This window comes from Mycolicibacter senuensis (assembly GCF_002101885.1).
GTDB classification, from domain to species: domain Bacteria; phylum Actinomycetota; class Actinomycetes; order Mycobacteriales; family Mycobacteriaceae; genus Mycobacterium; species Mycobacterium senuense.
Genome location: NZ_LQPS01000013.1, coordinates 1 through 25581 on the forward strand (window position 1 = coordinate 1; position 25581 = coordinate 25581).

Genomic DNA, 25581 nt, shown 5'->3' on the forward strand with positions numbered 1-25581 from the left:
CCGCCCACCCGACCCGGACCGCCCCCGCCCACCCGCGGCAACCGCGGGCCGCACCGACCGGGATGCGGACCGATGACCGCACCGGCGCCGCAGCCCGCGCGGCCGGAGTTGACCGACGCCGCCGTGGTGTCGCGATCCTGGGGGATGGCGCTGGCCACCCTGGTCAGCCGGATCACCGGCTTCATCCGCATCGTGCTGCTGGCTGCGATCCTGGGCGCGGCGCTCTCCAGCGCCTTCTCGGTCGCCAACCAGTTGCCGAACCAGATCGCCGCGCTGGTGCTGGAGGCGACCTTCACCGCCATCTTCGTGCCGGTGCTGGCCCGCGCCGAACGCGACGACCCCGACGGCGGGGCCGCGTTCGTGCGGCGCCTGGTGACGCTGGCCACCGCCCTGCTGCTGGCGACCACCGTCATCTCGGTGGCCGCGGCGCCGCTGCTCGTCAGATTGATGCTGGGCGGGGACCCGCAGGTCAATGAGCCGCTGACGATCGCGTTCGCCTACCTGCTGCTGCCGCAGGTGATCTGCTACGGGTTGTCGTCGGTGTTCATGGCAATCCTGAACACCCGCAACATCTTCGGGGCGCCGGCCTGGGCGCCGGTGGTCAACAACGTCGTCGCGATCGCCACGCTGGTCGTCTACCTGCTGGTGCCGGGCGAACTGTCGGTCGACCCGGTGCGGATGGGAAACGCCAAGCTGCTGGTGCTGGGCCTGGGCACCACCGCGGGCGTGGTGGCCCAGACCGCGGTCCTGCTGGTCGCGATCCGGCGGGAGCGGATCAGCCTGCGGCCGCTGTGGGGCATCGACGACCGGCTCAAGCGCTTCGGGGCGATGGCCGCCGCGATGGTGCTCTACGTATTGATCAGCCAGATCGGCCTGGTGGTGACCAACCAGATCGCGGCCACCTCGGCGGCATCCGGTCCGGCGATCTACTACTACGCCTGGCTGCTGCTGCAGCTGCCGTTCGGGTTGATCGGGGTGACGGTGCTGACGGTGGTGATGCCGCGGCTGAGCCGTAACGCCGCCGCCGGCGATGACTCCGCGGTGCTCGCCGACCTGTCGCTGGCCACCCGGCTGATGATGATCACGCTGATCCCGATCGTTGCGCTGATGACCGTCGGCGGCCCGGCGATCGGCAGCGCGCTGTTCGCCTACGGCAACTTCGGCGACGTCGACGCCGGCTACCTCGGCGCCGCGATCGCCATGTCGGCGTTCACCCTGATCCCCTACGCCATGGTTCTGCTACAGCTGCGGGTGTTCTACGCCCGGGAGCAGCCCTGGATCCCCATCGGCATCATCGTGATGATCACGTCGGTCAAGATCGCCGCATCGGTACTGGCCCCGCACCTGACCGACAACCCCGAGCTGGTGGCCGCCTACCTGGGGCTGGCCAACGGCCTGGGGTTCCTCGCCGGCGCGGCCGTCGGGCACATCCTGCTGCGGCGCGCGCTGCGGCCGGTCAGCGGTCACCTGCTCGGCCCGACTGTGGTTCGCACCATTCTGGTGACGGTGACCGCATCGCTGCTGGCCGGCCTGGTGGCCGAGGTGCTCGACCGGGGACTGGGCCTGCGCGCGCTGACCGACCGCGGCGCGGCCGGATCGATGCTGCGGCTGCTGGTGCTGATGCTGGTAATGCTGCCGATCATCGGCGCGGTGCTGGTGCGCGCCAAGGTGCCCGAAGCCGCCGCGGCGCTGGCCGCCGTGCGCCGCAGACTCGGTGCCCGCCGCCCGCATATCGGCATGTCGAACCCACCGTCTCCCGAACCGGTCGTCCCGTACGCTGAGCACAGCCGTTTGCCCACGCCGGGCGGGGACGCCACCAACGATCCCGGCCGGCACATGCCCCCGGACCACATCGCCGGTGGCTGGACACCGAAAGGCACGGAGGTGGCCAACAAACCCTCGGAGGGTGCCGGGGCTCGCACGGGGTCGCGATCGGTTGCCCCGCCGCAACCCCAGCGGCCTGTCGCCGGCTCCACCGACATCCCCGAGCCGGCCGACGAGGGCCAGCTGACACCCGGCCTGAGCATCGCCGGCGGACGCTACCGACTGCTGGTGCGCCACGGCGACACCCCACTGCTGCAGTTCTGGCAGGCCCTGGACACCGCTCTGGACCGGCAGGTGGCGCTGACGTTCGTCGACCCCGACCAGACGATGCCCGAGGAGCAGCTCACCGGCATCCTGTCGCGTACCCAGCGGCTCAGCCAGATCGACCTGCCCGGAATCGCCCGCGTCCTCGACGTGGTGCGTATCGGAGCGGGTGGGCTGGTGGTCTCCGAATGGGTCCGGGGCGCCTCGTTGCAGGAGGTCGCCGGCACCGCACCCTCGCCGATCGGCGCGGCCCGGGCGATGCGGTCGCTGGCCACCGCCGCCGAGGCCGCCCACCAGGCCGGTGTGACCCTGTCGATCGACCATCCGGGCCGGGTCCGGGTCAGCATCGACGGCGACGTCACGCTCGCCTTCCCCGCGACACTGCCCGACAGCCAGCCCGAAGACGACATCCGCGGGATCGGCGCCACCTTGTACGCGCTGCTGGTCAACCGGTGGCCGCTGGAGGGCGCGGCCGACGTGGGACTCGCCGCGGCGGACCTCGACGCCGAGGGCAACCCGGTCAAACCCGACGCGGTCAACCGGGAGATCCCGTTCCAGATCTCCGCCGCCGCCAGTCACGCGATCCAGTCCGACGGTGGCATCCGCGGCGCCTCGACGTTGTCGAACCTGCTGCAGCAGGCCACCGCGCTGCACGAGCAGACGGAGTTGCTGGGCCCGGTCAGCGATGAGCCCCCCGCGCCGCGTCCGGCGCCGCCGGTGGATGCCGAGATGCGTGCCGAACGGCGCCGCCGGGTGTTGATCGGCGCAGGTATCGGCGGTGCCGTCATCCTGGTCGCGCTGCTGGTGCTGGCCTCCGTACTCAACCGGATCTTCGGCGACGTCAACGGGCTGGACAAAACGGAGCTGGGCCTGAGCACTCCGTCGGCATCATCGTCGGCGACGGGCTCGGCCTCGCCCGGAAGCACCGTGAAACCCGTGAACGCGACGGTGTTCTCGCCCGGCGGCGAGGCCGATCGTCCCCAGGACGCCGGGCTGGCGATCGACGGAAATCCCGCGACCTTCTGGTCGACGGACACCTACTCCGATCCGGTGCCCTTCCCGAACTTCAAGAACGGCGTCGGGCTGCTACTGCAGCTGCCCAAACCCACGGTGATCGGCAGCGTCGGGATCAACGTCTCCAGCACCGGGACCCGGGTGGAGTTGCGGTCGTCGACGACGCCGCGGCCGACCCGGCTCGAAGACACCACGCTGCTGGCGCCCGCCAAGGCGCTGCGGCCCGGGGCCAACAAGATCTCGGCGGACTCCTCGGCGCCGACGTCGAACCTGCTGGTGTGGATATCGACGATGGGCAACACCGGCGGCGAGAGCCGCACCCAGATCTCCGAGATCACCGTGCAGGCAGCGTCTTAGACGGTCCCCGCGGCCACCCCCGCCCGGGGGCAGCCCGGCTGGCCTGTGCACAACTGAAGTGCCCTCGGGCCGCCGGCTGGTTAGTGTCCGCCCATGGGTCACCCGGAGCGCAGCGACGCCGAACTGCTGGCCGCACACGTTGCCGGTGACCGCTACGCATTCCAGGAGCTCTACGGCCGCCACCAGCGCCGGCTACGCCGGCTGGCCCGGCTCACCACCGGCTGCCCCGAAGATGCCGAGGACGCCCTGCAAGAGGCGATGCTCTCGGCGCACCGGAGCGCCGGCTCGTTTCGTTACAACGCCGCCGTCGGCAGCTGGCTGCACCGCATCGTGGTCAATGCCTGCCGGGACCGGATGCGGCGCAACAGGATTCACCAGCAGGTACCGCTCGAGGAGTTTCCGGCCGTGGGCGATCGCACCGCCGAGGTGGAGACCGCACTGGAGGTGCGCGCGGCGCTGCGCCGGTTGCCGACCGAACAGCGTGCCGCCGTGCTGACCGTCGACATGCACGGCTACTCCATCGCCGATGCCGCCCGCGCGCTCGGTGTAGCGCAGGGCACGGTCAAGAGCCGCTGCGCCCGCGGCCGGGCCCGGCTCGCGGTACTGCTGAGCCGAGACCACGCCGGTCCCGCCGCCCCGGCCCGCCCGGCGCGCCGGCGGATAGCCTTGGCAGCTGACGGTGCCATGCACGGCCGGGTCGACGACTGTGCCTAGCCACGAAGCGAGCGGGAGCGGCGCTGCGATGGACGCGGATGATCGAGAACGCCGGGAACGGCACCCGGCGCATTCGAGCCGACCGCTGCCCCGGCTCAACCGGATCGCCGCCGTCGCCGGGAGCGCGGCCGCGCTGCTCGCGGTCGGCTTGGGCACCGCGGCCCTGATCCGGTTTCCCGGCGACACTCCCAGCGGACCCCGATCCTTCGACGCCATCACGGTGGCGTCCGAACCGGCACCGGTGTTGCCGCTGACCGAAGCGGAGATCCTCGAGCTGCTCGACCGCACCCCCGAATACGGCCCCCTGACCGACCCCGGACGACGGGCCGGCTGCCTGACCGCCCTGGGCTATCCGGCCGCGACCACCGCGCTGGGCGCACGTGAGATCGCGGTCAACGGCCATCCCGGGATCGTGCTGCTGTTGCCCGGCGCCTCTGCCGACACGATCGTCGCGCTGGCAGTGGCCCCCAACTGCAGTTCCGCCGACACCGGGCTGCTGGCCGACACCACCGTTCGCCGCCCCTGACCGGCACCGCACAACCCGTCCGTATCGGTCCGGGGAACATCGCCCCCTACGCTGACGTTGGTAGACCCTGTAACGGTCCGAGCGGAAAGGCCCTCGATGTCTGAGACACCGACCATCCACGATGTGATCATCATCGGTTCCGGCCCGGCCGGGTATACCGCGGCGATCTACGCTGCCCGGGCGCAACTGGCGCCGCTGGTGTTCGAGGGGACCTCGTTCGGCGGTGCACTGATGACCACCACCGAGGTGGAGAACTTCCCCGGCTTCCGCAACGGCATCATGGGCCCGGAGCTCATGGATGAGATGCGCGAGCAGGCACTGCGCTTCGGCGCCGACCTGCGCATGGAAGACGTCGAGTCGGTGACCCTGGACGACCCGGTCAAGTCCGTCGTCACCGCCGAAGGTGAGATTTACCGGGCCCGCGCGGTCATTCTGGCCATGGGTGCCGCCGCCCGCTACCTGAACATCCCCGGCGAACAGGAACTTCTCGGCCGCGGGGTCAGCTCGTGCGCCACCTGCGACGGCTTTTTCTTCCGCGACCAGGACATCGCGGTGATCGGCGGCGGCGACTCCGCCATGGAGGAAGCCACCTTCTTGACCCGGTTCGCCCGCAGCGTCACCCTGGTCCACCGCCGGGAGGAGTTCCGCGCCTCGAAGATCATGCTCAACCGGGCTCGCGAGAACGACAAGATCCGGTTCCTCACCAACGCGGTGCCGATCGCCGTCGAGGGCACGGACACCGTGACCGGGCTGCAGGTGCGCGACACGGTGACCGGCGCGGAGACCACCTTGCCGGTGACCGGGGTGTTCGTGGCTATCGGCCACGATCCGCGCTCGGGGCTGGTGCGCGACGCCGTGCAGATCGACGCGGACGGCTATGTACTGGTGCAGCAGCCCAGCTCACGCACCTCTTTGGAGGGGGTGTTCGCCGCCGGCGACCTGGTGGACCGCACCTACCGGCAGGCCATCACCGCAGCCGGAACCGGCTGTACGGCCGCCATCGACGCCGAGCGCTGGCTGGCCGAGGCCGCCGACGCCGCCGAAGCCGCGCAGGCCGCGGTGGACCCAGTTACCGAAACCCTGATGGGAGCACCACAGTGACCGACAACCACAACACGGTGACCGTCTCCGACGCCACCTTCGCCACCGACGTACTGGCCAGCGGCAAGCCGGTGCTGGTCGACTTCTGGGCAACCTGGTGCGGACCTTGCAAGATGGTCGCCCCGGTCCTCGAGGAGATCGCCGCCGAGCAGGCCGACCAGCTCACCGTCGCCAAACTCGACGTGGACGCGAACCCCGAAACCGCACGGGAATTCAGCGTGGTTTCGATCCCGACGCTGATCCTGTTCAAGGACGGCCAGCCGGTCAAGCGGATCGTCGGCGCCAAGGGCAAGGCCGCCCTGCTGCGTGAGCTCGCCGACATCGGCTGACCGCAGCCTGAGCCGTCGGGACCCGGTCAGGTTCGCGCACCTTTCTGGCCTCGCCGTTTTCAATAAATCGGCCAGCATCTGAGACAATGCTGCCTAACCTGCTGGCAACCGCCAGCTACGTTTTCGCTGCCAACAGCGACGACTGGAGGGCTCAGTAATGTCGGGTCGGCATCGCAGCGCGGACGACGCGCTGCGCCGGGGCGACCGCAGCGCCGCTGTCGTCGAGATCCGCGCAGCACTGGCTGCATTGGGCCTGGTGGACAGCCCGGACGCGGACCTGACCACCGGCAAACATGTCGCGCTGGACGTGTTCGACGACGACCTCGACCAGGCGGTGCGCGCCTTTCAGCAACAGCGCGGGCTGCTCGTCGACGGCATCATCGGCGAGGCGACCTATCGGGCACTTAAAGAGGCGTCCTACCGCTTGGGTGCACGCATCCTCAACCACCAGTTCGGGGCGCCGATGTACGGCGACGACGTGGCCACGCTGCAAGCCCGCCTGCAGGATCTGGGTTTCTACACCGGCATGGTCGACGGCTACTTCGGTATCCAGACCCACAATGCGCTGATGTCCTATCAGCGTGAGTACGGGCTGTACGCGGACGGTATCTGCGGGCCGGAAACGTTGCGCTCCTTGAACTTTTTGGCCTCGCGGGTGACCGGCGGTTCACCTCACGCGATCCGCGAGGAAGAGTTGGTGCGGCGCTCGGGGCCAAGGCTGTCCGGCAAGCGGATCGTCATCGACCCGGGCCGCGGCGGCGGCGACCACGGGCTGATCACCCAAACGCCGACGGGGCCGATCAGCGAAGCAGACATCTTGTGGGACTTGGCAAGTCGTCTGGAAGGCCGGATGACCGCCATCGGGATGGAGACGTTCCTGTCCCGGCCGCACGGTCGCAGTCCGTCGGATGCCGAGCGAGCCGCCACCGCGAACGCCGTCGGCGCCGACTTGATGATCAGCCTGCGCTGCGCCACCCACGTCAGTCCGGCGGCCAACGGGGTGGCCTCCTTCCACTTCGGCAACTCCCACGGGTCGGTGTCCACCATCGGCCGTAACCTCGCCGACTTCATTCAACGAGAAATTGTGGCGCGCACCGGATTACAGGACTGCCGGGCGCACGGCCGGACGTGGGACCTGCTGCGGCTGACCCGGATGCCCACGGTCGAGGTCGACGTCGGCTACATCACCAGCCCGCGTGACCGCGGGATGCTGGTCTCGCCCGCGACGCGCGACGCCATCGCCGAAGGGATGCTGGCCGCGGTCAAGCGGCTGTACCTGCTCGGCAAGAACGACCGGCCCACCGGCACGTTCACGTTCGCCGAATTATTGGCCCATGAGTTGTCGGTCGAGCGGACCGGCCGGCTCGGCGGTTCCTGACCGGCCGGACACCGAACCCGCCGGGGCGCTGGCCCCGACCGGCGCCTCCAGTTGCGCGCTTTCCAGCAGCCGTTCCAGCGCCGCCTCCACCTCCGCCTTCCAGCCCAGGCCCTTGTCGAGCTCCAGCCGCAACCGCGGGAAGTACCGGTGGGGTGCCACCACGGTGAACCCGACATCGATCAAGAAGTCGGCTTCGATGATGCAGTGCTCCACGGTGCAGTCACCGACGGCCTCGAGCACCGGTGCGACATCCGGCTGCACGTTGCGCGGGTCCAGCAAGTCGCCGACAGCTGCCGTCCGGCCGAACGCCTCCAGGGCGCGGACGCCGCGGCGGATCAGCTCCTCGACCGCTCCGGCGATCAGTTCCCGCGGCAGACCGTCGGCCATCGGCGCCGGTTCGACCCCCATGGACGTCAGCAGCACCGCGTCGGCTGACACCGGTGCCGTCGGGAACCGGTGGGCCCGCGGCACCGCGCGCGGCGGGGCGTAGAGCACGTAGCCCAGGCACGGCGATTCGTCGGAACCCCCGGCGGCGACCGATGGTGTGGCGACCTGACCGCAGCACCCCCACTCCAGCATCACCATCGACAGCCAGGCTTCCTTCTCGAACTCCGGATCCGAGAGGTGGTCGTCGCGGCCAAGGGTCGCCGGAGCCACTTCCCAGAACACGCACCGGCGTGCGTGCTTGGGAAGCTGCTCGAAACCCTCGAGCTTCAGCGGAGCGATTCGGACAGACACTGAACTCCCGATCTCAACCCGTGCTGCCACCGACGGCAGCCCCTTAAGGATAGGAGCGAGGGGCCGCCGGATGCCACCATCGGCCCCGGCCGGCCTCGCCGCCCCGCAGAAGTACGAAAGTCCTTGCCGTTCAGCATGATTCGTCCACAGCCTTGCCGCCGCACCGCTTTACCGTCACAGTGACGTAATTGCCTTGTGCCATTGGACCTGGCTCGACACCGGGTTCAACCGGCCTCAACCGGCTGACCCGCTCATCAGCGCGACGATGCGCTGCAAGTCGTCGACCGACCCGAACTCCACCACGATCTTGCCCTTGCGCTTGCCGAGGCTGACCGTCACACGGGTGTCGAAGGCGCTCGACAGCCGTTCGGCGACATCCTGGAGACCGGGCATCTGGATCGGCTTGCGGCGCGGGGCCACCGGTGTCGAGGTGTCACTGCGGTTGGCCAGCGTGACCGCCTCCTCGGTCGCCCGCACCGACAATCCCTCGGCGACGATCCGGGCCGCCAGCTGCTCCTGCGCCTCGGCACCGCCCTCCAGCGACAGCAGGGCACGGGCGTGGCCGGCCGACAGCACCCCCGCGGCCACCCTGCGCTGTACGGCGATCGGCAGCCGCAGCAACCGGATCATGTTGGTCACCAACGGCCGCGACCGGCCGAGTCGGGACGCCAGTTCGTCGTGGGTCACCCCGAACTCGTCGAGCAGCTGTTGGTAGGCCGCGGCCTCTTCCAACGGGTTCAGCTGCACCCGGTGAATGTTCTCCAGCAGGGCGTCGCGCAGCAGATTGTCGTCGTCGGTCTCCCGCACGATCGCCGGGATCGCCTCCAGGCCGGCCTGCTGGGACGCCCGCCAGCGCCGCTCCCCCATCACCAACTGGTAGCGCGCCGCCCCGGGTGCGGCCCCCGGCAGCGCCCGCACCACGATCGGCTGCATCAGCCCGAATTCGCGGATCGAGTGCACCAGTTCGGCCAGCGCCTCGTCGTCGAAGACCTGCCGCGGCTGGCGCGGGTTGGGCTCGATGTCGGCCGGACTGATCTCGCGATAGACCGCGCCTACCTCGGCGGCCTGCGCCGGGGTGGCGCCGCCCAGAACGACATCCGCCGCGGCGTCACCCATTCGCGGCCCCATGCCGGCGCCCCGGTCCGACGGGGCCGCCCCGTCACCGGGGCCGGTCGGAATGAGCGATGCCAGGCCGCGGCCCAGGCCGCCCTTCTTACGCGACGGTCCGGTCATTTGCGTTGTTCCTTCTCGCTGGGAGTGGTTCCTTCTTGCCGCCGACGGTCATCAACGCCGTCCCTCGGGGCCACCGGCCAGATCGCGTTCGACGAGTTCCCGGCTGGCGTCCAGATAGCTCATCGCTCCGCGCGAGCCCGGGTCGTAATCGATGATGGTCATGCTGTACCCGGGCGCTTCCGACACTTTGACGCTGCGTGGGATCACCGTTCGGAGCACCCGGTCGCCGAAGTACCGCCGGACCTCGTCGGCGACCTGGTCCGCGAGTTTGGTGCGCCCGTCGTACATCGTCAGCAACACGGTCGTCACCTCCAGCCGCGGGTTGAGGTGCGCCTTGACCATCTCGATGTTGCGCATCAGCTGGGACACGCCCTCCAGGGCGTAGTACTCGCACTGGATCGGGATCAGCACCTCCGGCGCCGCGACCAACGCGTTCACGGTGAGCAACCCCAGCGACGGGGGGCAGTCAATGAAGACGTAGTCGAAGTCGGAGTCGTCCAGTTCGTTCAACGCGGTCCGCAGTCGGTTCTCCCGCGCCACCATGCTCACCAGTTCGATCTCGGCGCCGGCCAAGTCGATGGTGGCCGGAATGCAGTACAGCCGCTCGTTGTGGGGGCTCTGGCGCAGCGCGGCCTGCACCGGCATCTCCCCGATCAGGACTTCGTACGACGACGGCGTGCCCGATTGGCGATCGGAGATGCCCAGCGCAGTGCTGGCGTTGCCCTGGGGGTCGAGGTCGATCACCAGGGTCTTGATCCCCTGGACTGCGAGCGCCGCCGCCACGTTGACGGCAGTCGTCGTCTTGCCGACTCCGCCCTTTTGGTTGGCCACGGTGAACACCCGGCGTCGCTTCGGGCGGGGCAGCCGGTTGTGGGTGTGCAGCACCTGCATCGCGCGTTCGGCGGCCGCGCCGATCGGGGTGTCGTAGTCGGGCGACGTTTCACGTGAAACCGGGCCGGCCGATGTTTCACGTGAAACCGGGCCGCGCGAGGGTGTACTCATCTTGCTCTCCTGGTGGTCCGTCGCGTCGGTCCGCCGGCGGTTCGGCCGGGCTCCGCCCGCCGCGCCATCACCACGGTCGCGGGCGGAGTCAAATAGTTCACGCCACATCTCACCACCCTCACGTCGTTCGCGCCTAGTCCGATCATCACACGGCGGTGCTCGTCTACCTCGTCCTGCGCTCGCTCACCCTTCATCGCCAGCATCCGCCCGCCGGTCCGGAGTAGCGGCAGGCTCCACCGGCTGATCTTGTCGAGGCTGGCAACCGCTCGCGAGACGACGGCGTCCCGCTCTCCCGCCTGATCGCGCACATCCCGGTCTTCGGCACGCCCGCGGATGACGTCCACGTTCTCGAGTCCGAGTTCCTCGACCGCCTCGCGGAGAAAGTCGCTGCGCCGGAGTAGCGGTTCGACGAGCACCAGATGCAGATCCGGCCGGACGATGGCCAGCACCATCCCGGGCAGGCCTGCGCCGCTGCCGATGTCGGCGACTCGCTCACCCGGTTCGAGCAACTCGGCCACCGCCGCGCAGTTGAGCAGGTGGCGCTCCCAGATCCGGTCGACCTCGCGCGGCCCCAGGAGGCCCCGCTCCACGCCCGGCCCCGCCAACAACTCGGCATAGCATCGGGCGGTCGGGAGCCCCTCGCCGAAGACATCGGCCGCCTCCGGCGGAGCCGCGGGTGCCGGCGCTCCCCCGACATGTTTCACGTGAAACATTCCTCCGGCTTCCCGGGTAAGGGCGCGCTAGAGAATTACTCGGATGTAATTCCCGGCGGTGCCTACCCGCTAGTCCCGCCGAACGACGACGCGGCGTGACGGCTCCACACCCTGGCTCTCGCTGTGTACTCCGGCGACGGCAGCCACCGCATCGTGGACGATCTTACGTTCGAACGGGCTCATCGGGGCCAGTTCCTCATCGTCGCCGCTTTCCAGCACCCGCCGGGCCACCTCGTCGCCCAACGCGGTCAGGTCGTCGCGGCGCTGCCGGCGCCAGCCGGCGATGTCGAGCATCAGCCGGCTGCGCTCGCCGGTCTTCTGGTGCACCGCCAGCCGGGTCAGCTCCTGCAGAGCGTCGAGCACCTCGCCCTTGCGGCCCACCAGCTTGGTGAGGTCGTTGCCGCCGTCGATGCTCACGACCGCGCGCCGGCCCTCGACGTCGAGGTCGATGTCGCCGTCGAAGTCCAACAGATCGAGCAGTTCCTCCAGATAGTCGCCGGCGATCTCTCCCTCGGCCACCAACCGGTCTTCGAGATCCGCGGCGGGCGTGGCGGGGGCCGTTCCGCCGTCGCCGGTCTCCGGTTCGCCCGCAGTCTCCACCGCCTCTTGCGCCGTGGTCTCCGCGTCGTTCATGTCGGTCATGTCGGTCATGTCGTCTCCCTCCGTGCCCGGCTGCTCACGCGCCGGTTGGCTTGGTGGCGGTGCGGTCACCGCTTGCGTTTCTTCGGCTTCGCGCCGGCGCCCGGGCGGCTACCGCGCTGCGCCGGCCGGCCCGGGTTTCGTTTGGCCGTGTCGGCTTTGGCCGTGTCGGCCTTGGCCGGCTCCGCGCCGGCCGGTTCGGTCACGGTCTCCTCGGCCGCCGGCTGCTCGGACTCGCTGGCGCTGTCGGCATCGGCGGCGGCGGCGGCGCGCGCGGTGCGCTTGGGCTTGGCCCCGGGGGCCGGCGCGTTGGCAGCGCGTCGCCGCAGCGCTTCCTCCTTCTTCGCCTCGTCCTCCTTGGCGATCAAGCCGAACACGTAATGCTGCTGGGCGAACGTCCAGATGTTGTTGGAGAACCAGTACAAGATGATGGCCAGCGGCAAGAACGGTCCGCCGACCACCACGCCGAGCGGGAACACATACAGCGCCAGCTTGTTCATCATCGCGGTCTGCGGATTGGCCGCCGCTTCCGGGCTCTGGCGTGCCACCGATGCCCGGCTGTTGAAGTAGGTCGCGATGCCGGCGGCGATCATGATCGGCACGCCCACCGCGATCACCGAGACTCGGTTGAACTCGGCGAAGGCGTCCAACCCGGTGCGCTGGATCATGGTCGCACCCAGTGGCGCTCCGAACAGGTTCGCGTCCAGGAAGTTGCCCACGTCGGCGGTGCTGAAGAAGTAGTTGCCCAGCTGCCGGTTCAGGTCCGGCGACAGGCCCAGTTGGCCGATCCCGGTGCTGGTGCGGTTGAACGAGCGCAAGACATGGAACAGGCCGAGGAACACCGGGAGCTGCGCGAGCATCGGCAGGCAGCCCAGGATCGGGTTGAAGCCGTGTTCCCGCTGCAGCTTCTGCATCTCCATCGCCATCTTCTGGCGGTCTTTGCCGTACTTCTTCTGCAGCGCTTTGATCTGCGGCTGCAGCTCCTGCATCTGGCGGGTGGTGCGGATCTGCTTGACGAACGGCTTGTAGAGCAGCGCGCGCAGCGTGAACACCAGGAACATCACCGACAGCGCCCAGGTGAAGAAGTTCGCCGGACCGAGTACCAGACCAAAAGCCTTGTACCACAACCACATAATCCCCGACACCGGGTAATACACGTAGTCCAGACTCTGGGGATCAAAGGACACTGCGTTCACCCTCCGCTCGGTTGTCCGAGGCGTTCCCGGACGGGCAGCCGCAGCCGGCGCCATCCTGGGACCGCTCCGGTATCGGATCCCAGCCACCTTCATGCCACGGCCCACACTTTGCCAGGCGCACCGCTGCCAGCCAGCTCCCCCGGATCAGCCCGTACTCGCTCAAGGCGTCCACCGCGTACTGGCTGCACGTCGGCATGAAGCGGCAAGTCGGTAACCGCAGCGGGGAAATCAAGTGCCGGTAGAGCTGGATGACGAAGATCAGTCCGCGGACCGGAGCCGCTGCCAGGCCGTGGCTCACCGCACCGCACCTCCCGGCCGGTGTACCGCCCGCAATCCGGCGCGCAACTGTGCACGCAGCGCAGCCGATTTCGCCCCGCTACTGGTCGGCAACGCCCGGATCACCAACCGCTCACCGGGGTGCAGCTCGCCCAGCATGTCGCGGGCCACATGACGCAACCGGCGGGCCACCCGGTGCCGATCGACGGCCGACCCCACCGACTTGGCGATGATCAACCCGACCTGCGGGGACGCCTCAGCCACGTCGGGCGTATCGATCTGCCGGGCGTCGACCACTCGGCTGTAGACGATGACGTCAGGCTGCACCGCCCTACGGCCCTGCTTGACCGTCGCGCCGAAATCAGCCGACCGTCTCATCCGGTAGTGAGACGGGAGCACCGCCGCGCTACCCGTCTCAAGCAGTCAGCGAGCGACGGCCCTTGCGACGCCGACCCGTGACGATCGCGCGTCCGGCGCGCGTACGCATCCGCAGGCGAAACCCGTGCACCCGGGCTCGGCGTCGGTTGTTCGGCTGGAAGGTCCGCTTGCCCTTGGCCACGGCACACTCTCCTTGTTGCGTCTTGCACCGCGTCTGCCCGACACACCGGAAGCCCGTTGTGCCTGCCGCACGCGACGCACTCGGTAAGCTCGGTGAACTTCTGCGTCTTGCTGGTAACCGGCGCGGTCTCCGGCCCACCGGGCCGGTCGCTGCCGTATCGCCGACGTTCGGGCGACTGTTCGAGGGTACTGACGCAGGTTCGCCGGGTCAAACCCGCCACCGACACCGTCCGGAGCGGCCCGGGCAGTCCTCCGGAGCGGGTTGGGATCAGGCCCATTGTTCACAGTGGTCACACCCGCCACGGGCGTCGTGGGCCGGCCCATTTTCGGCCGATTCATCTCGCAGAAACGAGTGGTCGGCCGCCCGGAAACCTGTTAGCTTGCTTGCCAGCGCCGTTTCGCAACTGGAGCGGTTTCGGCCGTAATCGAAGAGCACGAACCGGCCGGCGCTTCAGGTGTCGCCTGACGATCTGGAGTGGCCGTTGCCGAGCAACTGGCCTGGAGGGCCTCAACGGGGTATGCGCACCTCATCCACACCTGTGGATAACTGTGTGGATAGCATGTCACGGCACGGGATCCGTGCACCACGACTTCGAGCCAGGGGGATTGGGCATTGACCGATGACCCCGGGACCGCGTTCCTCACCCTGTGGGACGAGGTCGTCGCGGAACTCAACGGTGAAGCCGGTTCGCCCGACGGCGCAGCACCCCTGCTGACACCCCAACAGAAGGCCTGGCTCAACCTCGTCCACCCGTTGGCGATCGTCGAGGGCTTCGCCCTGCTCGCGGTGCCGAGCAGCTTCGTCCAGAACGAGATCGAACGGCACCTGCGCGCCCAGATCACCGCCGCCTTGAGCCGTCGTCTCGGGCACGACATCGAACTCGGCGTACGCATCGCGCCTGCCCCGGCCGACGACACGTCCGCCTCGTCCAGCACCGACGGTGCCGCCCCGTCCCGCGTCAGCGACGACGACGAGGACGAGAGCAATGACGTCGAATACGACTGGCCGAACTACTTCACCGAGCGGCCCAGTGACGATTCCGTGACCGCCGACGGCGCCAGCCTCAACCGGCGCTATACCTTCGACACGTTCGTCATCGGGACCTCCAACCGATTCGCTCACGCCGCTGCCCTGGCCATCGCCGAGGCGCCCGCGCGTGCCTACAACCCGTTGTTCATCTGGGGCGAGTCCGGTCTGGGCAAGACCCACCTGCTGCACGCGGCCGGCAACTACACCCAGCGGCTCTTCCCCGGGATGCGGGTCAAGTACGTCTCCACCGAAGAGTTCACCAACGACTTCATCAACTCACTGCGCGACGACCGCAAGGTCGCGTTCAAACGCAGCTACCGCGACATCGACGTCCTGCTCGTCGACGACATCCAGTTCATCGAGGGCAAAGAAGGTATCCAGGAGGAGTTCTTCCATACCTTCAACACGCTGCACAACGCCAACAAGCAGATCGTGATCACCTCCGACCGAGCGCCCAAACAGCTTGCCACCCTGGAAGATCGGCTGCGCACCCGGTTCGAGTGGGGGCTGATCACCGACGTCCAGCCACCTGATCTGGAGACCCGGATCGCGATTCTGCGCAAAAAGGCGCAGATGGAACGTCTCGACGTTCCGGGCGACGTGCTGGAGTTGATCGCCACCAGCATTGAACGCAACATCCGTGAACTCGAGGGCGCACTGATCCGCGTGACCGCGTTCGCCTCGCTCAACAAGACCCCGATCGACCGGGCGCTGGCCGAGATCGTCCTGCGCGACCTGATCGCCGACGCCAGCACGATACAGATCAGTGCGGCGATCATCATGGCGGTGATCGCGGAGTACTTCGACACCAGCATCGAGGAGTTACGCGGCCCCGGCAAAACCCGCCCGCTGGCTCAATCCCGCCAGATCGCCATGTACCTGTGCCGTGAGCTGACCGATCTGTCGCTACCCAAGATCGGCCAGGCCTTCGGCCGCGACCACACCACCGTGATGTACGCCGAACGCAAGATTCGCGGCGAGATGGCCGAGCGCCGCGAGATCTTCGATCAGGTCAAAGAGCTCACCACCCGCATCCGGCAACGCGCCAAGCGCTGAGCCCCCTGCCGGCCACGGTCTTCTCCGGACTTCTTGCAAAAACTTCCGACCCACTCGTACCACCCGTTACGGCCGCTACCTGTGGATACCGCTGCGGACAACCTGTCCACCGTCCGCGGACGAAGCGACCGGGGATACACAGCCGCGGTTCCATACACAGCCCGGCCTCGGCCCCTCGGCGTGTTATTCACCGTCGGTCCCCAACCCGATCCCCCCGTTCAGCAGCAACGATGCCGTGTTGTACCCACCATGCACAGGCCTTACTACTAATACTCAGTTCTCTTCATCGGTTTCCCTACAAAAACAGCCGTTGGGGATTCGCGCCGAGGGGGACTGTTCACAACCCCTCAACTTCCACCCGGTGCGCACAGCCGGGGCAGCCACGGGTGTCATGGAATAACTTTCCCGAAGTGCTTCTAGGCTCTACGGTTGGTGACCTACCGCCCTTGTGCTTTTGTCGAGGGCGTTGCACGGCCGCAGGTGGGGACGTTCACCGGTCGCCGCGGGGTAGAGCTCGATAACGGGGTGACGAGAGGACGCTATGGACGCGGCGACCACGAACGCGGGTCTGACCGACTTGAGATTCCGCCTGGACCGGGACGACTTCGCGGATGCGGTGGCGTGGGTCGCGAAATCCCTGCCGGCCCGGCCCACCGTGCCGTTGTTGGCCGGAGTGCTGCTGACCGGGTCCGACAACGGTTTGACGGTGTCGGGGTTCGATTACGAGGTTTCCGCCGAGGTCCAGCTGGCAGCCGAGATCGCTTCGCCGGGAAGCGTTTTGGTATCCGGAAGACTGCTGTCGGATATCACCAGGGCACTGCCGGCCAAGCCGGTCGAGGTCCAGGTCGAAGCGACCCGGGTGGCGCTGACGTGCGGCAATGCCCGGTTCTCCCTGCCGACCATGACAGTCGAGGATTACCCCACGCTGCCGACGTTGCCCGAGGAGACCGGGGTGTTGTCCGCGGACCTGTTCGCCGAGGCGATCGGCCAGGTGGCCGTGGCGGCCGGCCGGGATGACACGCTACCGATGTTGACCGGTATCCGGGTCGAGATATCAGGCAACACAGTGGTTTTGGCTGCCACAGACCGGTTCCGCCTGGCGGTTCGCGAGCTGACCTGGTCCGCGGCGCCCGGTACCGAAGCCGCGGTGCTGGTCCCGGCCAAAACGCTCGCCGAAGCCGCCAAGGCCAGCGGCGACGGCAATGAGGTGCATCTGGCTCTGGGGGCGGGCCCGTCGGTGGGCAGCGAAGGCCTGCTGGGCATCACCAGCGCCGGCAAGCGCAGCACCACCCGATTGCTGGACGCCGAATTCCCGAAATTCCGCCAGCTGCTGCCCAGCGAGCACTTGGCGGTCGCCACCATCGGGGTGGCGGAGCTGACCGAGGCGATCAAGCGTGTCGCCCTGGTCGCCGACCGCGGAGCACAGGTCCGCATGGAGTTGTCCGAGGGAACGCTGCGGTTGTCGGCCGGGGCCGAGGATGTCGGCCGGGCCGAGGAGGATCTGCCGGTCGACTTTGCCGGCGAGCCGCTGACCATCGCCTTCAACCCGACATATCTGACCGACGGCCTGGGCTCGCTGCACAGTGAGAAGGTCTCGATGGGATTCACCGATCCCAAGAAGCCGGCCGTGCTGCGACCGGCCGGCGACGACGACCCTGCGCTGAGCGGCGCGGGCCCGTTCCCGGCGGTACCGTCGGACTACGTCTACCTGTTGATGCCGGTTCGCCTGCCGGGCTGACCGGCGCGGCCGCCACGACTGGAGGGGTGGTTTCGCGGTGTATGTCCGCCACCTGGGCCTGCGGGATTTCCGGTCCTGGGCGCACGCCGACCTCGAACTGGAGCCGGGCGCGACGGTACTGGTCGGTCCGAACGGCTACGGTAAGACCAATCTTGTTGAAGCCCTGTGGTACTCATCGACCCTGGGGTCACATCGGGTGGCCACCGACGCCCCGCTGATCAGGTCCGGCGCCGAGCGCGCGGTGGTGTCGACGATCGTCGTCAACGAAGGCCGAGAGTTGGCGGTGGACCTGGAGATCGCCGCCGGGCGGGCCAACAAGGTGCGGCTCAACCGGGCCCCGGTGCGGCACGCCCGAGAGGTCGTCGGCGTGCTGCGATCGGTGTTGTTCGCCCCGGAAGACCTGGCGCTGGTGCGCGGTGATCCCGGTGAGCGACGGCGCTACCTCGACGAACTGGCCAGTGTGCGCCGGCCGCGGGTCGCGGGGGTGCGCGCCGACTACGACAAAGTGCTGCGCCAGCGCACCGCGCTGCTCAAAAGCGCCTCGGGTGCGTTGCACCGCGGTGACCGGTCGGTGCTGGACACCCTCGACGTCTGGGACGCCCAGTTGGCGGCACACGGCGCCGAGCTGATGGCCGCCCGGATCGAGCTGGTCGATCAGTTGGCCCCGGAAGTCGAAAAGGCCTATCAACTGCTTGCCCCCGGGACCAGGACCGCGGCGGTTGCCTATCGCCCGAAATTGGAGATTCCCGCCGAGGCGGCGAGCGCGGGCCCAGACGAGCTTCAAGAGCTGCTGTTGGCCGAACTGGCGCACCGGCGCCGCGCAGAATTGGAACGCGGTGTGTGTCTGGTCGGTCCCCACCGCGACGAGCTGGAACTGCGATTAGGTGACCGGCCGGTGAAAGGCTTTGCCAGCCACGGGGAATCGTGGTCGATGGCGCTGTCGCTGCGGTTGGCGGCCTATCAACTGCTGCGCAGCGAAGGGGCCGAGCCGGTGTTACTCCTCGACGACGTGTTCGCCGAACTGGACACAGCTCGCCGCCGCGCACTCGCCGACGTCGCCGCCTCCGCCGAACAGGTGCTGATCACCGCCGCCGTCGCCGACGACGTGCCGGCGGACTGGCAGGCCCGCCAGATTCGGATCTCGGTGGCCGAGGACGACACCGGCAGGGTTTCGGAACTGAACGGGGGCGACGCATGAGTGATTCCGAGCTGCCCGAGCTGCCAGAACCACCGGCGCATCTGGCCGGCCTGACCGGCATGGACCTGGTCCGGAGGACATTGGCCGAAGCGCGCGAAGCGGCACGCAGCCAGGGCAAGGACGTCGGGCAGGGGCGCCGGGCGCCGTTACGCCGGCGCGCACCCGGCGGCGGTGGCGGCCGCCGCCGATGGTCGGGGCCGGGACCGGATGCCCGCGACCCCCAGTCCCTGAGTGCGGCCACCCGCGACCTCGCGCAATCACGCGGGTGGTCGGCGCAGGTCGCCGAGGGCACGGTACTGGGTCGATGGCGCTCGGTGGTGGGTGAGGACATCGCTGCACACGCGACTCCGACCAGGCTTTCGCAGGGTGTACTGAGCGTGTCGGCCGAATCCACGGCCTGGGCGACGCAGTTGCGGCTGGTGCAGTCCCAGCTGTTGGCCAAGATCGCCGCCGCGGTCGGTGACGGGGTGGTGACGACGCTGAAGATCACCGGGCCCACCGCGCCGTCGTGGCGCAAGGGCCCACTGCACGTTTCAGGCCGTGGGCCGCGCGACACCTACGGGTAGCCGGGCTCGAGTCGGCCGACGGTCCGACGAGCCGCGCCTCAGAGGCGCTACGAGCACAAAAATCGCTCTGGCCACCGGCCGGACACATGGTCGACCGCGATATCGGCGTCACGGCGCAACCAGATGGCCGGAAACGCCCTGAGAAAATACCCGCTGAGGCTCGTTCACGGTAGACTGTTCGGGTATCCCCCCCGCGCACCCGGTGATGTGGTGCGCCGAATGCTTGCTCGAGACGTTGAGGAGAGCTCCCCCACTGTGGCTGCCCAAAACAAATATGGTGCCGATTCGATCAAGGTTCTCGAAGGCCTCGAAGCCGTCCGCAAACGACCCGGGATGTACATCGGCTCCACGGGTGAACGCGGCCTGCATCACCTGATCTGGGAGGTCGTCGACAACGCCGTCGATGAGGCGATGGCCGGCTTCGCCAGCAAGGTGGCGGTGCGCATCCTCGAAGACGGCGGCGTCGAAGTCACCGACGACGGCCGCGGTATCCCGGTGGCCATGCACGCCACCGGCATTCCGACGGTCGACGTCGTGATGACCGTGCTGCACGCCGGCGGCAAGTTCGAAGAGGGCGCCTACAGCGTCTCCGGCGGCCTGCACGGAGTCGGTGTCTCGGTGGTCAATGCGTTGTCCAGCCGGCTGGAGGCCGACATCTGCGTCGACGGTCACGAGTGGTTCCAGACCTACGACAAGTCGATGCCCGGGACCCTGAAGAAGGGCGACCCGACCACGAAGTCCGGGACCACCATCCGGTTCTGGGCCGACCCGGAGGTCTTCGAGACCACCAACTACGACTTCGAGACCGTGGCGCGACGCCTGCAGGAGATGGCGTTCCTCAACAAGGGCCTGACCATCGAGCTCACCGATGAGCGGGTGCGCACCGAAGAAGTCGTCGACGAGGTCGTCAGTGACACCGCCGAAGCGCCGAAGTCCGCCGAGGACAAGGCCGCCGAAGCCGAGGCGCCGCACAAGGTCAAGCACCGCGTCTTCCACTACCCCGGTGGCCTGCGCGACTTCGTCGCGCACATCAACCGCACCAAGACCGCGATCCACCCGACCGTCATCGACTTCGACGGCAAGGGAACCGGACACGAAGTCGAGATCGCCATGCAGTGGAACGGCGGCTATTCCGAATCGGTGCACACCTTCGCCAACACCATCAACACCGCCGAGGGCGGCACCCATGAAGAGGGCTTCCGCTCGGCGCTGACCAGCGTGGTCAACAGATACGCCAAAGACAAGAAGCTGCTCAAGGACAAGGACCCCAACCTCACCGGCGAGGACATCCGCGAAGGCCTCGCGGCGGTCATCTCGGTCAAGGTGTCCCAGCCGCAGTTCGAGGGCCAGACCAAGACGAAACTGGGCAACACCGAGGTGAAGTCGTTCGTCCAGAAGGTCTGCAACGAGCAGCTCAGCCACTGGCTCGAGGCCAACCCGGCCGAGGCCAAGGTGGTCATCAACAAGGCGGTGTCCTCGGCGCAGGCGCGCGAGGCCGCGCGCAAGGCCCGGGCGTTGGTGCGGCGCAAGAGCGCAACCGACCTGGGCGGGTTGCCCGGCAAGCTGGCAGACTGCCGTTCGAATGACCCCACCAAGTCCGAACTGTATGTGGTGGAAGGGGATTCGGCCGGCGGCTCGGCCAAGAGCGGCCGCGACTCGATGTTCCAGGCGATTCTGCCGTTGCGCGGCAAGATCATCAACGTCGAGAAGGCCCGGATCGACCGGGTGTTGAAGAACAACGAAGTCCAGGCGATCATCACCGCGCTGGGCACCGGTATCCACGACGAGTTCGACATCTCCAAACTGCGCTACCACAAGATCGTGCTGATGGCCGACGCCGACGTCGACGGTCAGCACATCTCGACCCTGCTGCTGACCCTGCTGTTCCGTTTCATGCGGCCACTGATCGAAAACGGCCACGTCTTCTTGGCGCAGCCGCCGCTGTACAAACTCAAGTGGCAGCGCGGCGCCGAACCGGAATTCGCCTATTCCGACCGGGAACGCGACGGTCTCCTGGAGGCGGGCAAGGCCGCCGGCAAGAAGATCAACGTCGACGACGGCATCCAGCGATACAAGGGTCTTGGCGAGATGGACGCCAAAGAGCTGTGGGAGACCACCATGGACCCGACGGTGCGGGTGCTGCGTCAGGTCACCCTCGACGACGCCGCCGCGGCCGACGAACTGTTCTCGATCCTGATGGGAGAGGACGTCGAAGCTCGGCGCAGCTTCATCACACGGAACGCCAAGGACGTTCGCTTCCTGGACGTCTAGGGATGTGTCGCGACGCCGGCGCCATCCGACCTGCCTGACCGCTGACTGAACGAGGAACAGATGACAGACACCACGCTGCCGCCCGGAGACGAGCCGGTGGAGCGGATCGAACCGGTCGACATCCAGCAGGAGATGCAGCGCAGCTACATCGATTACGCGATGAGCGTGATCGTGGGCCGCGCACTGCCCGAGGTCCGCGACGGACTCAAGCCGGTGCACCGCCGGGTGCTCTACGCGATGTTCGACTCCGGGTTCCGTCCGGATCGCGGCCACGCCAAGTCGGCGCGCTCGGTCGCCGAGACGATGGGTAACTACCACCCGCACGGTGACTCGTCGATCTACGACACCCTGGTGCGGATGGCCCAGCCGTGGTCGCTGCGGTACCCATTGGTCGACGGCCAGGGCAACTTCGGGTCGCCGGGCAACGACCCGCCAGCCGCGATGCGTTACTGCGTCACCGCAGATGCATTAGTGCGGTTGCCTTTTGGGCAGGCTGTGCGGATCGGTGATGTCGTCGGGAACGCCCGGCCCAACTCCGACAACATCGTTGAGTTGAAGGTCGTGGACCGGCACGGCAACCCGGTGGTCGCCGACAGACTGTTCCATTCCGGTGAGCACCAGACGTACACGGTGCGGACCGCCGAGGGTTACGAAGTAACCGGTACGGCGAACCACCCGCTGCTCTGCCTGGTGGATGTTGCCGGCGTGCCGACCCTGCTGTGGAAGTTGGTCGAGGAAATCCAGCCGGGTGATCGCGTTGCGCTGCAACGGACGCCGCCGGCCGAGTTCGGGCCCGCGGACTGGCAGCCGACGATGGAAGCGCTGCTGACCGGCGCCTTCATCAGCGAGGGCTTCGTCTCCGAAGACCGTGCCGGCTTCAACAACCTCGACGCTGATTACTTCGAGATGGTTGTGACGGCCTATGACGCAGTTGTGGGCGGCCCGCGGTATGTATCGCAGCGCACCATCAAGTCGGGCTCGCTGCTGCATGAACTCGATGTCCACAACCTGTCCGACTTGAAGAAGTCGCGGTTGGCGGAACTCGTCGGCCAACGGTCGGCGGAGAAGTCGGTACCGGAATGGATCTGGCATTCGCCGGCGGCCGTCAAGCGGGTGTTCCTGCAGGCGCTGTTCGAAGGCGACGGTTCCTGCTCGTCCTTGCCGCGCAACGCGGTCCAGGTGTCGTACTCCACTCGCAGCGAACGCCTGGCCAAGGACGTGCAGCAGATGCTGCTCGAGTTCGGTGTGATCTCCAAGCGGTACCTCCACGCTACCGGCGAACACACGGTCGTCATGACTAACGGTGGCCAAGCTGAGCTGTTCGCAAGCCAGGTCGGCTTCGGCGGCACCAAACAGCAGAAGCTGGTAGGCATCCTGTCGGCGCTGCCACCATGCGCCGGTATGGACGACGATCACGTTCCGGGGCTGGGTTCGCTTATCCGCACGCAAGGCGGTAGCCGCTGGGTCGACAAGGACTGGCTGAACCGCCACAACATCGACCGACTGTCTCGATGGCGGCGCGATGGCGCAGCGATCCTTTCGCGCATCGCCGACCCCGACGTCCGCGCGATCGCTTCCGAGCTCACCGACGGGCGGTTCTACTACGCCGAGGTCGCCTCGGTCACCGATTCCGGCGTGCAGCCCGTCTACAGCCTGCGGGTGGACACCGAGGACCACGCCTTCATCACCAACGGGTTCATCAGCCACAACACTGAGGCTCGCCTGACCCCGCTGGCCATGGAGATGTTGCGTGAAATCGACGAGGAGACAGTCGATTTCGTCCCGAACTATGACGGTCGGGTGCAAGAGCCGACCGTGCTGCCCAGCCGGTTCCCGAACCTGCTGGCCAACGGCTCCGGCGGCATCGCGGTCGGCATGGCGACCAACATCCCGCCGCACAACCTGCGTGAATTGGCCGAAGCGGTGTTCTGGTGCCTGGACAACCACGACGCCGATGAAGAGACCACCCTGGAAGCGATGATGGAGCGGGTCAAGGGCCCGGACTTCCCCACCTCCGGGCTGATCGTCGGATCGCAGGGCATCGGCGACGCCTACCGGACCGGACGTGGCTCCATCCGGATGCGCGGCGTGGTCGAGATCGAGGAGGACGCCCGGGGGCGGTCCCTGCTGGTCATCACCGAGTTGCCCTACCAGGTGAACCACGACAACTTCATCACGTCGATCGCCGACCAGGTGCGCGACGGGAAGCTGGCCGGTATCGCCAACATCGAGGACCAGAGCAGCGACCGGGTGGGGCTGCGCATCGTCGTCGAGATCAAGCGCGACGCCGTGGCCAAGGTGGTGCTGAACAACCTCTACAAGCACACCCAGCTGCAGACGAGCTTCGGGGCCAACATGCTCTCGATCGTCGACGGGGTGCCGCGCACCCTGCGGCTGGATCAGATGATCCGCCACTATGTCGCCCACCAACTCGACGTGATCGTGCGACGCACCACCTACCGGCTGCGCAAGGCCAACGAACGCGCGCACATCCTGCGCGGCCTGGTCAAGGCACTCGACGCCCTCGACGAGGTCATCGCACTGATCCGGGCGTCGCAAACCGTCGACGTGGCACGCCAGGGCCTGATCGACCTGCTCGACATCGATGAGATTCAAGCGCAAGCGATCCTGGACATGCAGCTGCGGCGGCTGGCCGCGCTGGAGCGTCAGAAGATCATCGACGACCTGGCCAAGATCGAGGCCGAGATCGCCGACCTCGAGGACATCCTCGCCAAGCCGGAGCGGCAACGCGCGATCGTGCAGCAGGAACTCGCCGAGATCGTGGAGAAGTACGGCGATGACCGTCGTACCCGGATCATCGCCGCCGACGGCGATGTGGCCGACGAGGATCTGATCGCTCGCGAGGACGTCGTCGTGACCATCACCGAGACCGGCTACGCCAAACGCACCAAGACCGACCTCTACCGCAGCCAGAAGCGCGGCGGTAAGGGCGTGCAGGGCGCCGGGCTCAAGCAGGACGACATCGTGGCGCACTTCTTCGTCTGCTCGACCCACGACTGGATCCTGTTCTTCACCACGCAGGGCCGGGTGTACCGGGCCAAGGCCTACGACCTGCCCGAAGCGCTGCGCACCGCGCGCGGCCAGCACGTCGCCAACCTGTTGGCCTTCCAGCCCGAGGAGCGCATCGCCCAGGTCATCCAGATCAAGGGCTACGAGGACGCGCCGTATCTGGTGTTGGCCACCCGCAACGGCCTGGTCAAGAAGTCCAAGCTGACCGACTTCGATTCGAACCGGTCGGGTGGGATCGTCGCGATCAACCTGCGCGACGGCGATGAGCTGGTCGGCGCGGTGTTGTGTTCGGCAGAAGACGATCTGCTGCTGGTCTCGGCCAACGGGCAGTCCATCCGGTTCTCGGCGACCGACGAGGCGCTGCGCCCGATGGGCCGGGCCACCTCCGGCGTGCAGGGCATGCGGTTCAACGCCGATGACCGGCTGCTGTCGCTCAATGTCGTTCGCGAGGACACCTATCTGCTGGTGGCCACCGCCGGCGGCTACGCCAAGCGGACCGCGATCGAGGAGTACACCGCCCAGGGTCGCGGCGGCAAGGGCATCCTGACCATTCAGTACGATCCCAAACGAGGCAGGCTGGTCGGGGCGTTGATCGTCGACGACGACAGTGAGCTCTACGCGATCACCTCCGGGGGCGGGGTGATCCGTACTGCGGCGCGGCAGGTTCGCAAGGCCGGGCGGCAGACCAAGGGCGTTCGGTTGATGAACTTGGGTGAGGGCGACACACTGATAGCGATCGCACGAAACGCCGACGAAGAAGCGGCCGACGCGGTCGACGAGGACTCGGATAGCTGAACTCGACAACATCCGGACCGCCGGGCGGCTCGGGG

At 67.9% G+C, this 25581-nt stretch carries 21 protein-coding genes; 12 read left to right on the top strand and 9 right to left on the bottom strand.

Going from position 1 to position 25581, the window contains the following annotated elements; genetic code table 11:
* The first annotated feature begins 72 nt into the window (after positions 1–72).
* The 6 genes from murJ to AWC24_RS01755 all read left to right on the top strand — a co-directional run bounded on the left by murJ (position 73) and on the right by AWC24_RS01755 (position 7507).
* Complete coding sequence (murJ, locus tag AWC24_RS01730) at positions 73–3459, top strand: murein biosynthesis integral membrane protein MurJ (protein ID WP_085081786.1); 3387 nt, start codon at positions 73–75, stop codon at positions 3457–3459.
* 93 nt (positions 3460–3552) lie between these two features.
* Entirely contained in the window at positions 3553–4173 is a 621-nt protein-coding gene (sigM, locus tag AWC24_RS01735; protein WP_085081787.1) for an RNA polymerase sigma factor SigM, read from the top strand.
* Positions 4174–4201: 28 nt separating this feature from the next.
* Positions 4202–4699, top strand: coding sequence for an RsmA family anti-sigma factor (locus tag AWC24_RS01740; RefSeq protein ID WP_085081788.1), 498 nt, complete (start codon positions 4202–4204; stop codon positions 4697–4699).
* A 96-nt stretch (positions 4700–4795) separates the two neighbouring features.
* Positions 4796–5800, top strand: coding sequence for a thioredoxin-disulfide reductase (gene trxB / locus AWC24_RS01745; RefSeq protein WP_085081789.1), 1005 nt, complete (start codon positions 4796–4798; stop codon positions 5798–5800).
* Positions 5797–6129: a thioredoxin gene (gene trxA / locus AWC24_RS01750; protein WP_013831259.1), complete on the top strand. Its 333-nt coding sequence runs from the start codon at positions 5797–5799 to the stop codon at positions 6127–6129. Before trxB ends, trxA begins: the two co-directional genes overlap by 4 nt.
* A 157-nt stretch (positions 6130–6286) precedes the next feature.
* Positions 6287–7507, top strand: a complete 1221-nt coding sequence (locus AWC24_RS01755; protein WP_085081790.1) for an N-acetylmuramoyl-L-alanine amidase — start codon at positions 6287–6289, stop codon at positions 7505–7507.
* Here the strand turns inward: AWC24_RS01755 and AWC24_RS01760 are convergent.
* The 9 genes from AWC24_RS01760 to rpmH all read right to left on the bottom strand — a co-directional run bounded on the left by AWC24_RS01760 (position 7454) and on the right by rpmH (position 13863).
* The gene (locus AWC24_RS01760; protein WP_085081791.1) at positions 7454–8245 is read right to left on the bottom strand and encodes an acetyltransferase; all 792 of its coding nucleotides are present in this window, start codon (positions 8243–8245) and stop codon (positions 7454–7456) included. The genes AWC24_RS01755 and AWC24_RS01760 overlap by 54 nt on opposite strands.
* A gap of 234 nt (positions 8246–8479) precedes the next feature.
* Positions 8480–9478, bottom strand: a complete 999-nt coding sequence (locus AWC24_RS01765) for a ParB/RepB/Spo0J family partition protein (protein ID WP_085081792.1) — start codon at positions 9476–9478, stop codon at positions 8480–8482.
* Positions 9479–9529: 51 nt separating this feature from the next.
* Complete coding sequence (locus AWC24_RS01770) at positions 9530–10480, bottom strand: ParA family protein (RefSeq protein ID WP_085081793.1); 951 nt, start codon at positions 10478–10480, stop codon at positions 9530–9532.
* Positions 10477–11193 carry a 16S rRNA (guanine(527)-N(7))-methyltransferase RsmG gene (gene rsmG / locus AWC24_RS01775; RefSeq protein ID WP_085081794.1) on the bottom strand — a complete coding sequence of 239 codons (717 nt, stop codon included), beginning with the start codon at positions 11191–11193 and terminating at the stop codon, positions 10477–10479. The genes AWC24_RS01770 and rsmG overlap by 4 nt, the downstream gene beginning before the upstream one ends.
* Positions 11194–11262: 69 nt before the next feature.
* On the bottom strand, positions 11263–11826 hold the full coding sequence (locus AWC24_RS01780) for a Jag family protein (protein WP_174813686.1): 564 nt from the start codon (positions 11824–11826) through the stop codon (positions 11263–11265).
* Positions 11827–11900: 74 nt separating this feature from the next.
* Positions 11901–12965 carry a membrane protein insertase YidC gene (gene yidC, locus AWC24_RS01785; RefSeq protein ID WP_234807219.1) on the bottom strand — a complete coding sequence of 355 codons (1065 nt, stop codon included), beginning with the start codon at positions 12963–12965 and terminating at the stop codon, positions 11901–11903.
* A 43-nt stretch (positions 12966–13008) separates the two neighbouring features.
* Positions 13009–13362 (bottom strand): membrane protein insertion efficiency factor YidD, encoded by a 354-nt coding sequence (gene yidD, locus AWC24_RS01790; protein ID WP_407663472.1) that lies wholly within the window; start codon positions 13360–13362, stop codon positions 13009–13011.
* Positions 13323–13703, bottom strand: coding sequence for a ribonuclease P protein component (rnpA, locus tag AWC24_RS01795; RefSeq protein ID WP_085081798.1), 381 nt, complete (start codon positions 13701–13703; stop codon positions 13323–13325). Before rnpA ends, yidD begins: the two co-directional genes overlap by 40 nt.
* Before the next feature lie 16 nt (positions 13704–13719).
* Complete coding sequence (rpmH, locus tag AWC24_RS01800; protein WP_005142265.1) at positions 13720–13863, bottom strand: 50S ribosomal protein L34; 144 nt, start codon at positions 13861–13863, stop codon at positions 13720–13722.
* A 612-nt stretch (positions 13864–14475) separates the two neighbouring features.
* On the opposite strand from rpmH, the gene dnaA reads away from it, so the two are divergent.
* The 6 genes from dnaA (at position 14476) to gyrA (ending at position 25546) form a co-directional block, all read left to right on the top strand.
* Entirely contained in the window at positions 14476–15948 is a 1473-nt protein-coding gene (gene dnaA / locus AWC24_RS01805) for a chromosomal replication initiator protein DnaA (protein ID WP_085081799.1), read from the top strand.
* A 541-nt stretch (positions 15949–16489) separates the two neighbouring features.
* On the top strand, positions 16490–17686 hold the full coding sequence (gene dnaN, locus AWC24_RS01810) for a DNA polymerase III subunit beta (protein WP_085081800.1): 1197 nt from the start codon (positions 16490–16492) through the stop codon (positions 17684–17686).
* A gap of 37 nt (positions 17687–17723) precedes the next feature.
* Positions 17724–18884, top strand: a complete 1161-nt coding sequence (gene recF / locus AWC24_RS01815; protein WP_085081801.1) for a DNA replication/repair protein RecF — start codon at positions 17724–17726, stop codon at positions 18882–18884.
* Positions 18881–19450: a DUF721 family protein gene (locus AWC24_RS01820; protein WP_085081802.1), complete on the top strand. Its 570-nt coding sequence runs from the start codon at positions 18881–18883 to the stop codon at positions 19448–19450. Before recF ends, AWC24_RS01820 begins: the two co-directional genes overlap by 4 nt.
* Positions 19451–19669: 219 nt before the next feature.
* Positions 19670–21721, top strand: a complete 2052-nt coding sequence (gyrB, locus tag AWC24_RS01825; protein WP_109560285.1) for a DNA topoisomerase (ATP-hydrolyzing) subunit B — start codon at positions 19670–19672, stop codon at positions 21719–21721.
* Between the two features lie 60 nt (positions 21722–21781).
* Positions 21782–25546: an intein-containing DNA gyrase subunit A gene (gene gyrA / locus AWC24_RS01830; protein ID WP_085081804.1), complete on the top strand. Its 3765-nt coding sequence runs from the start codon at positions 21782–21784 to the stop codon at positions 25544–25546.
* The last annotated feature ends 35 nt before the right edge of the window (positions 25547–25581 follow it).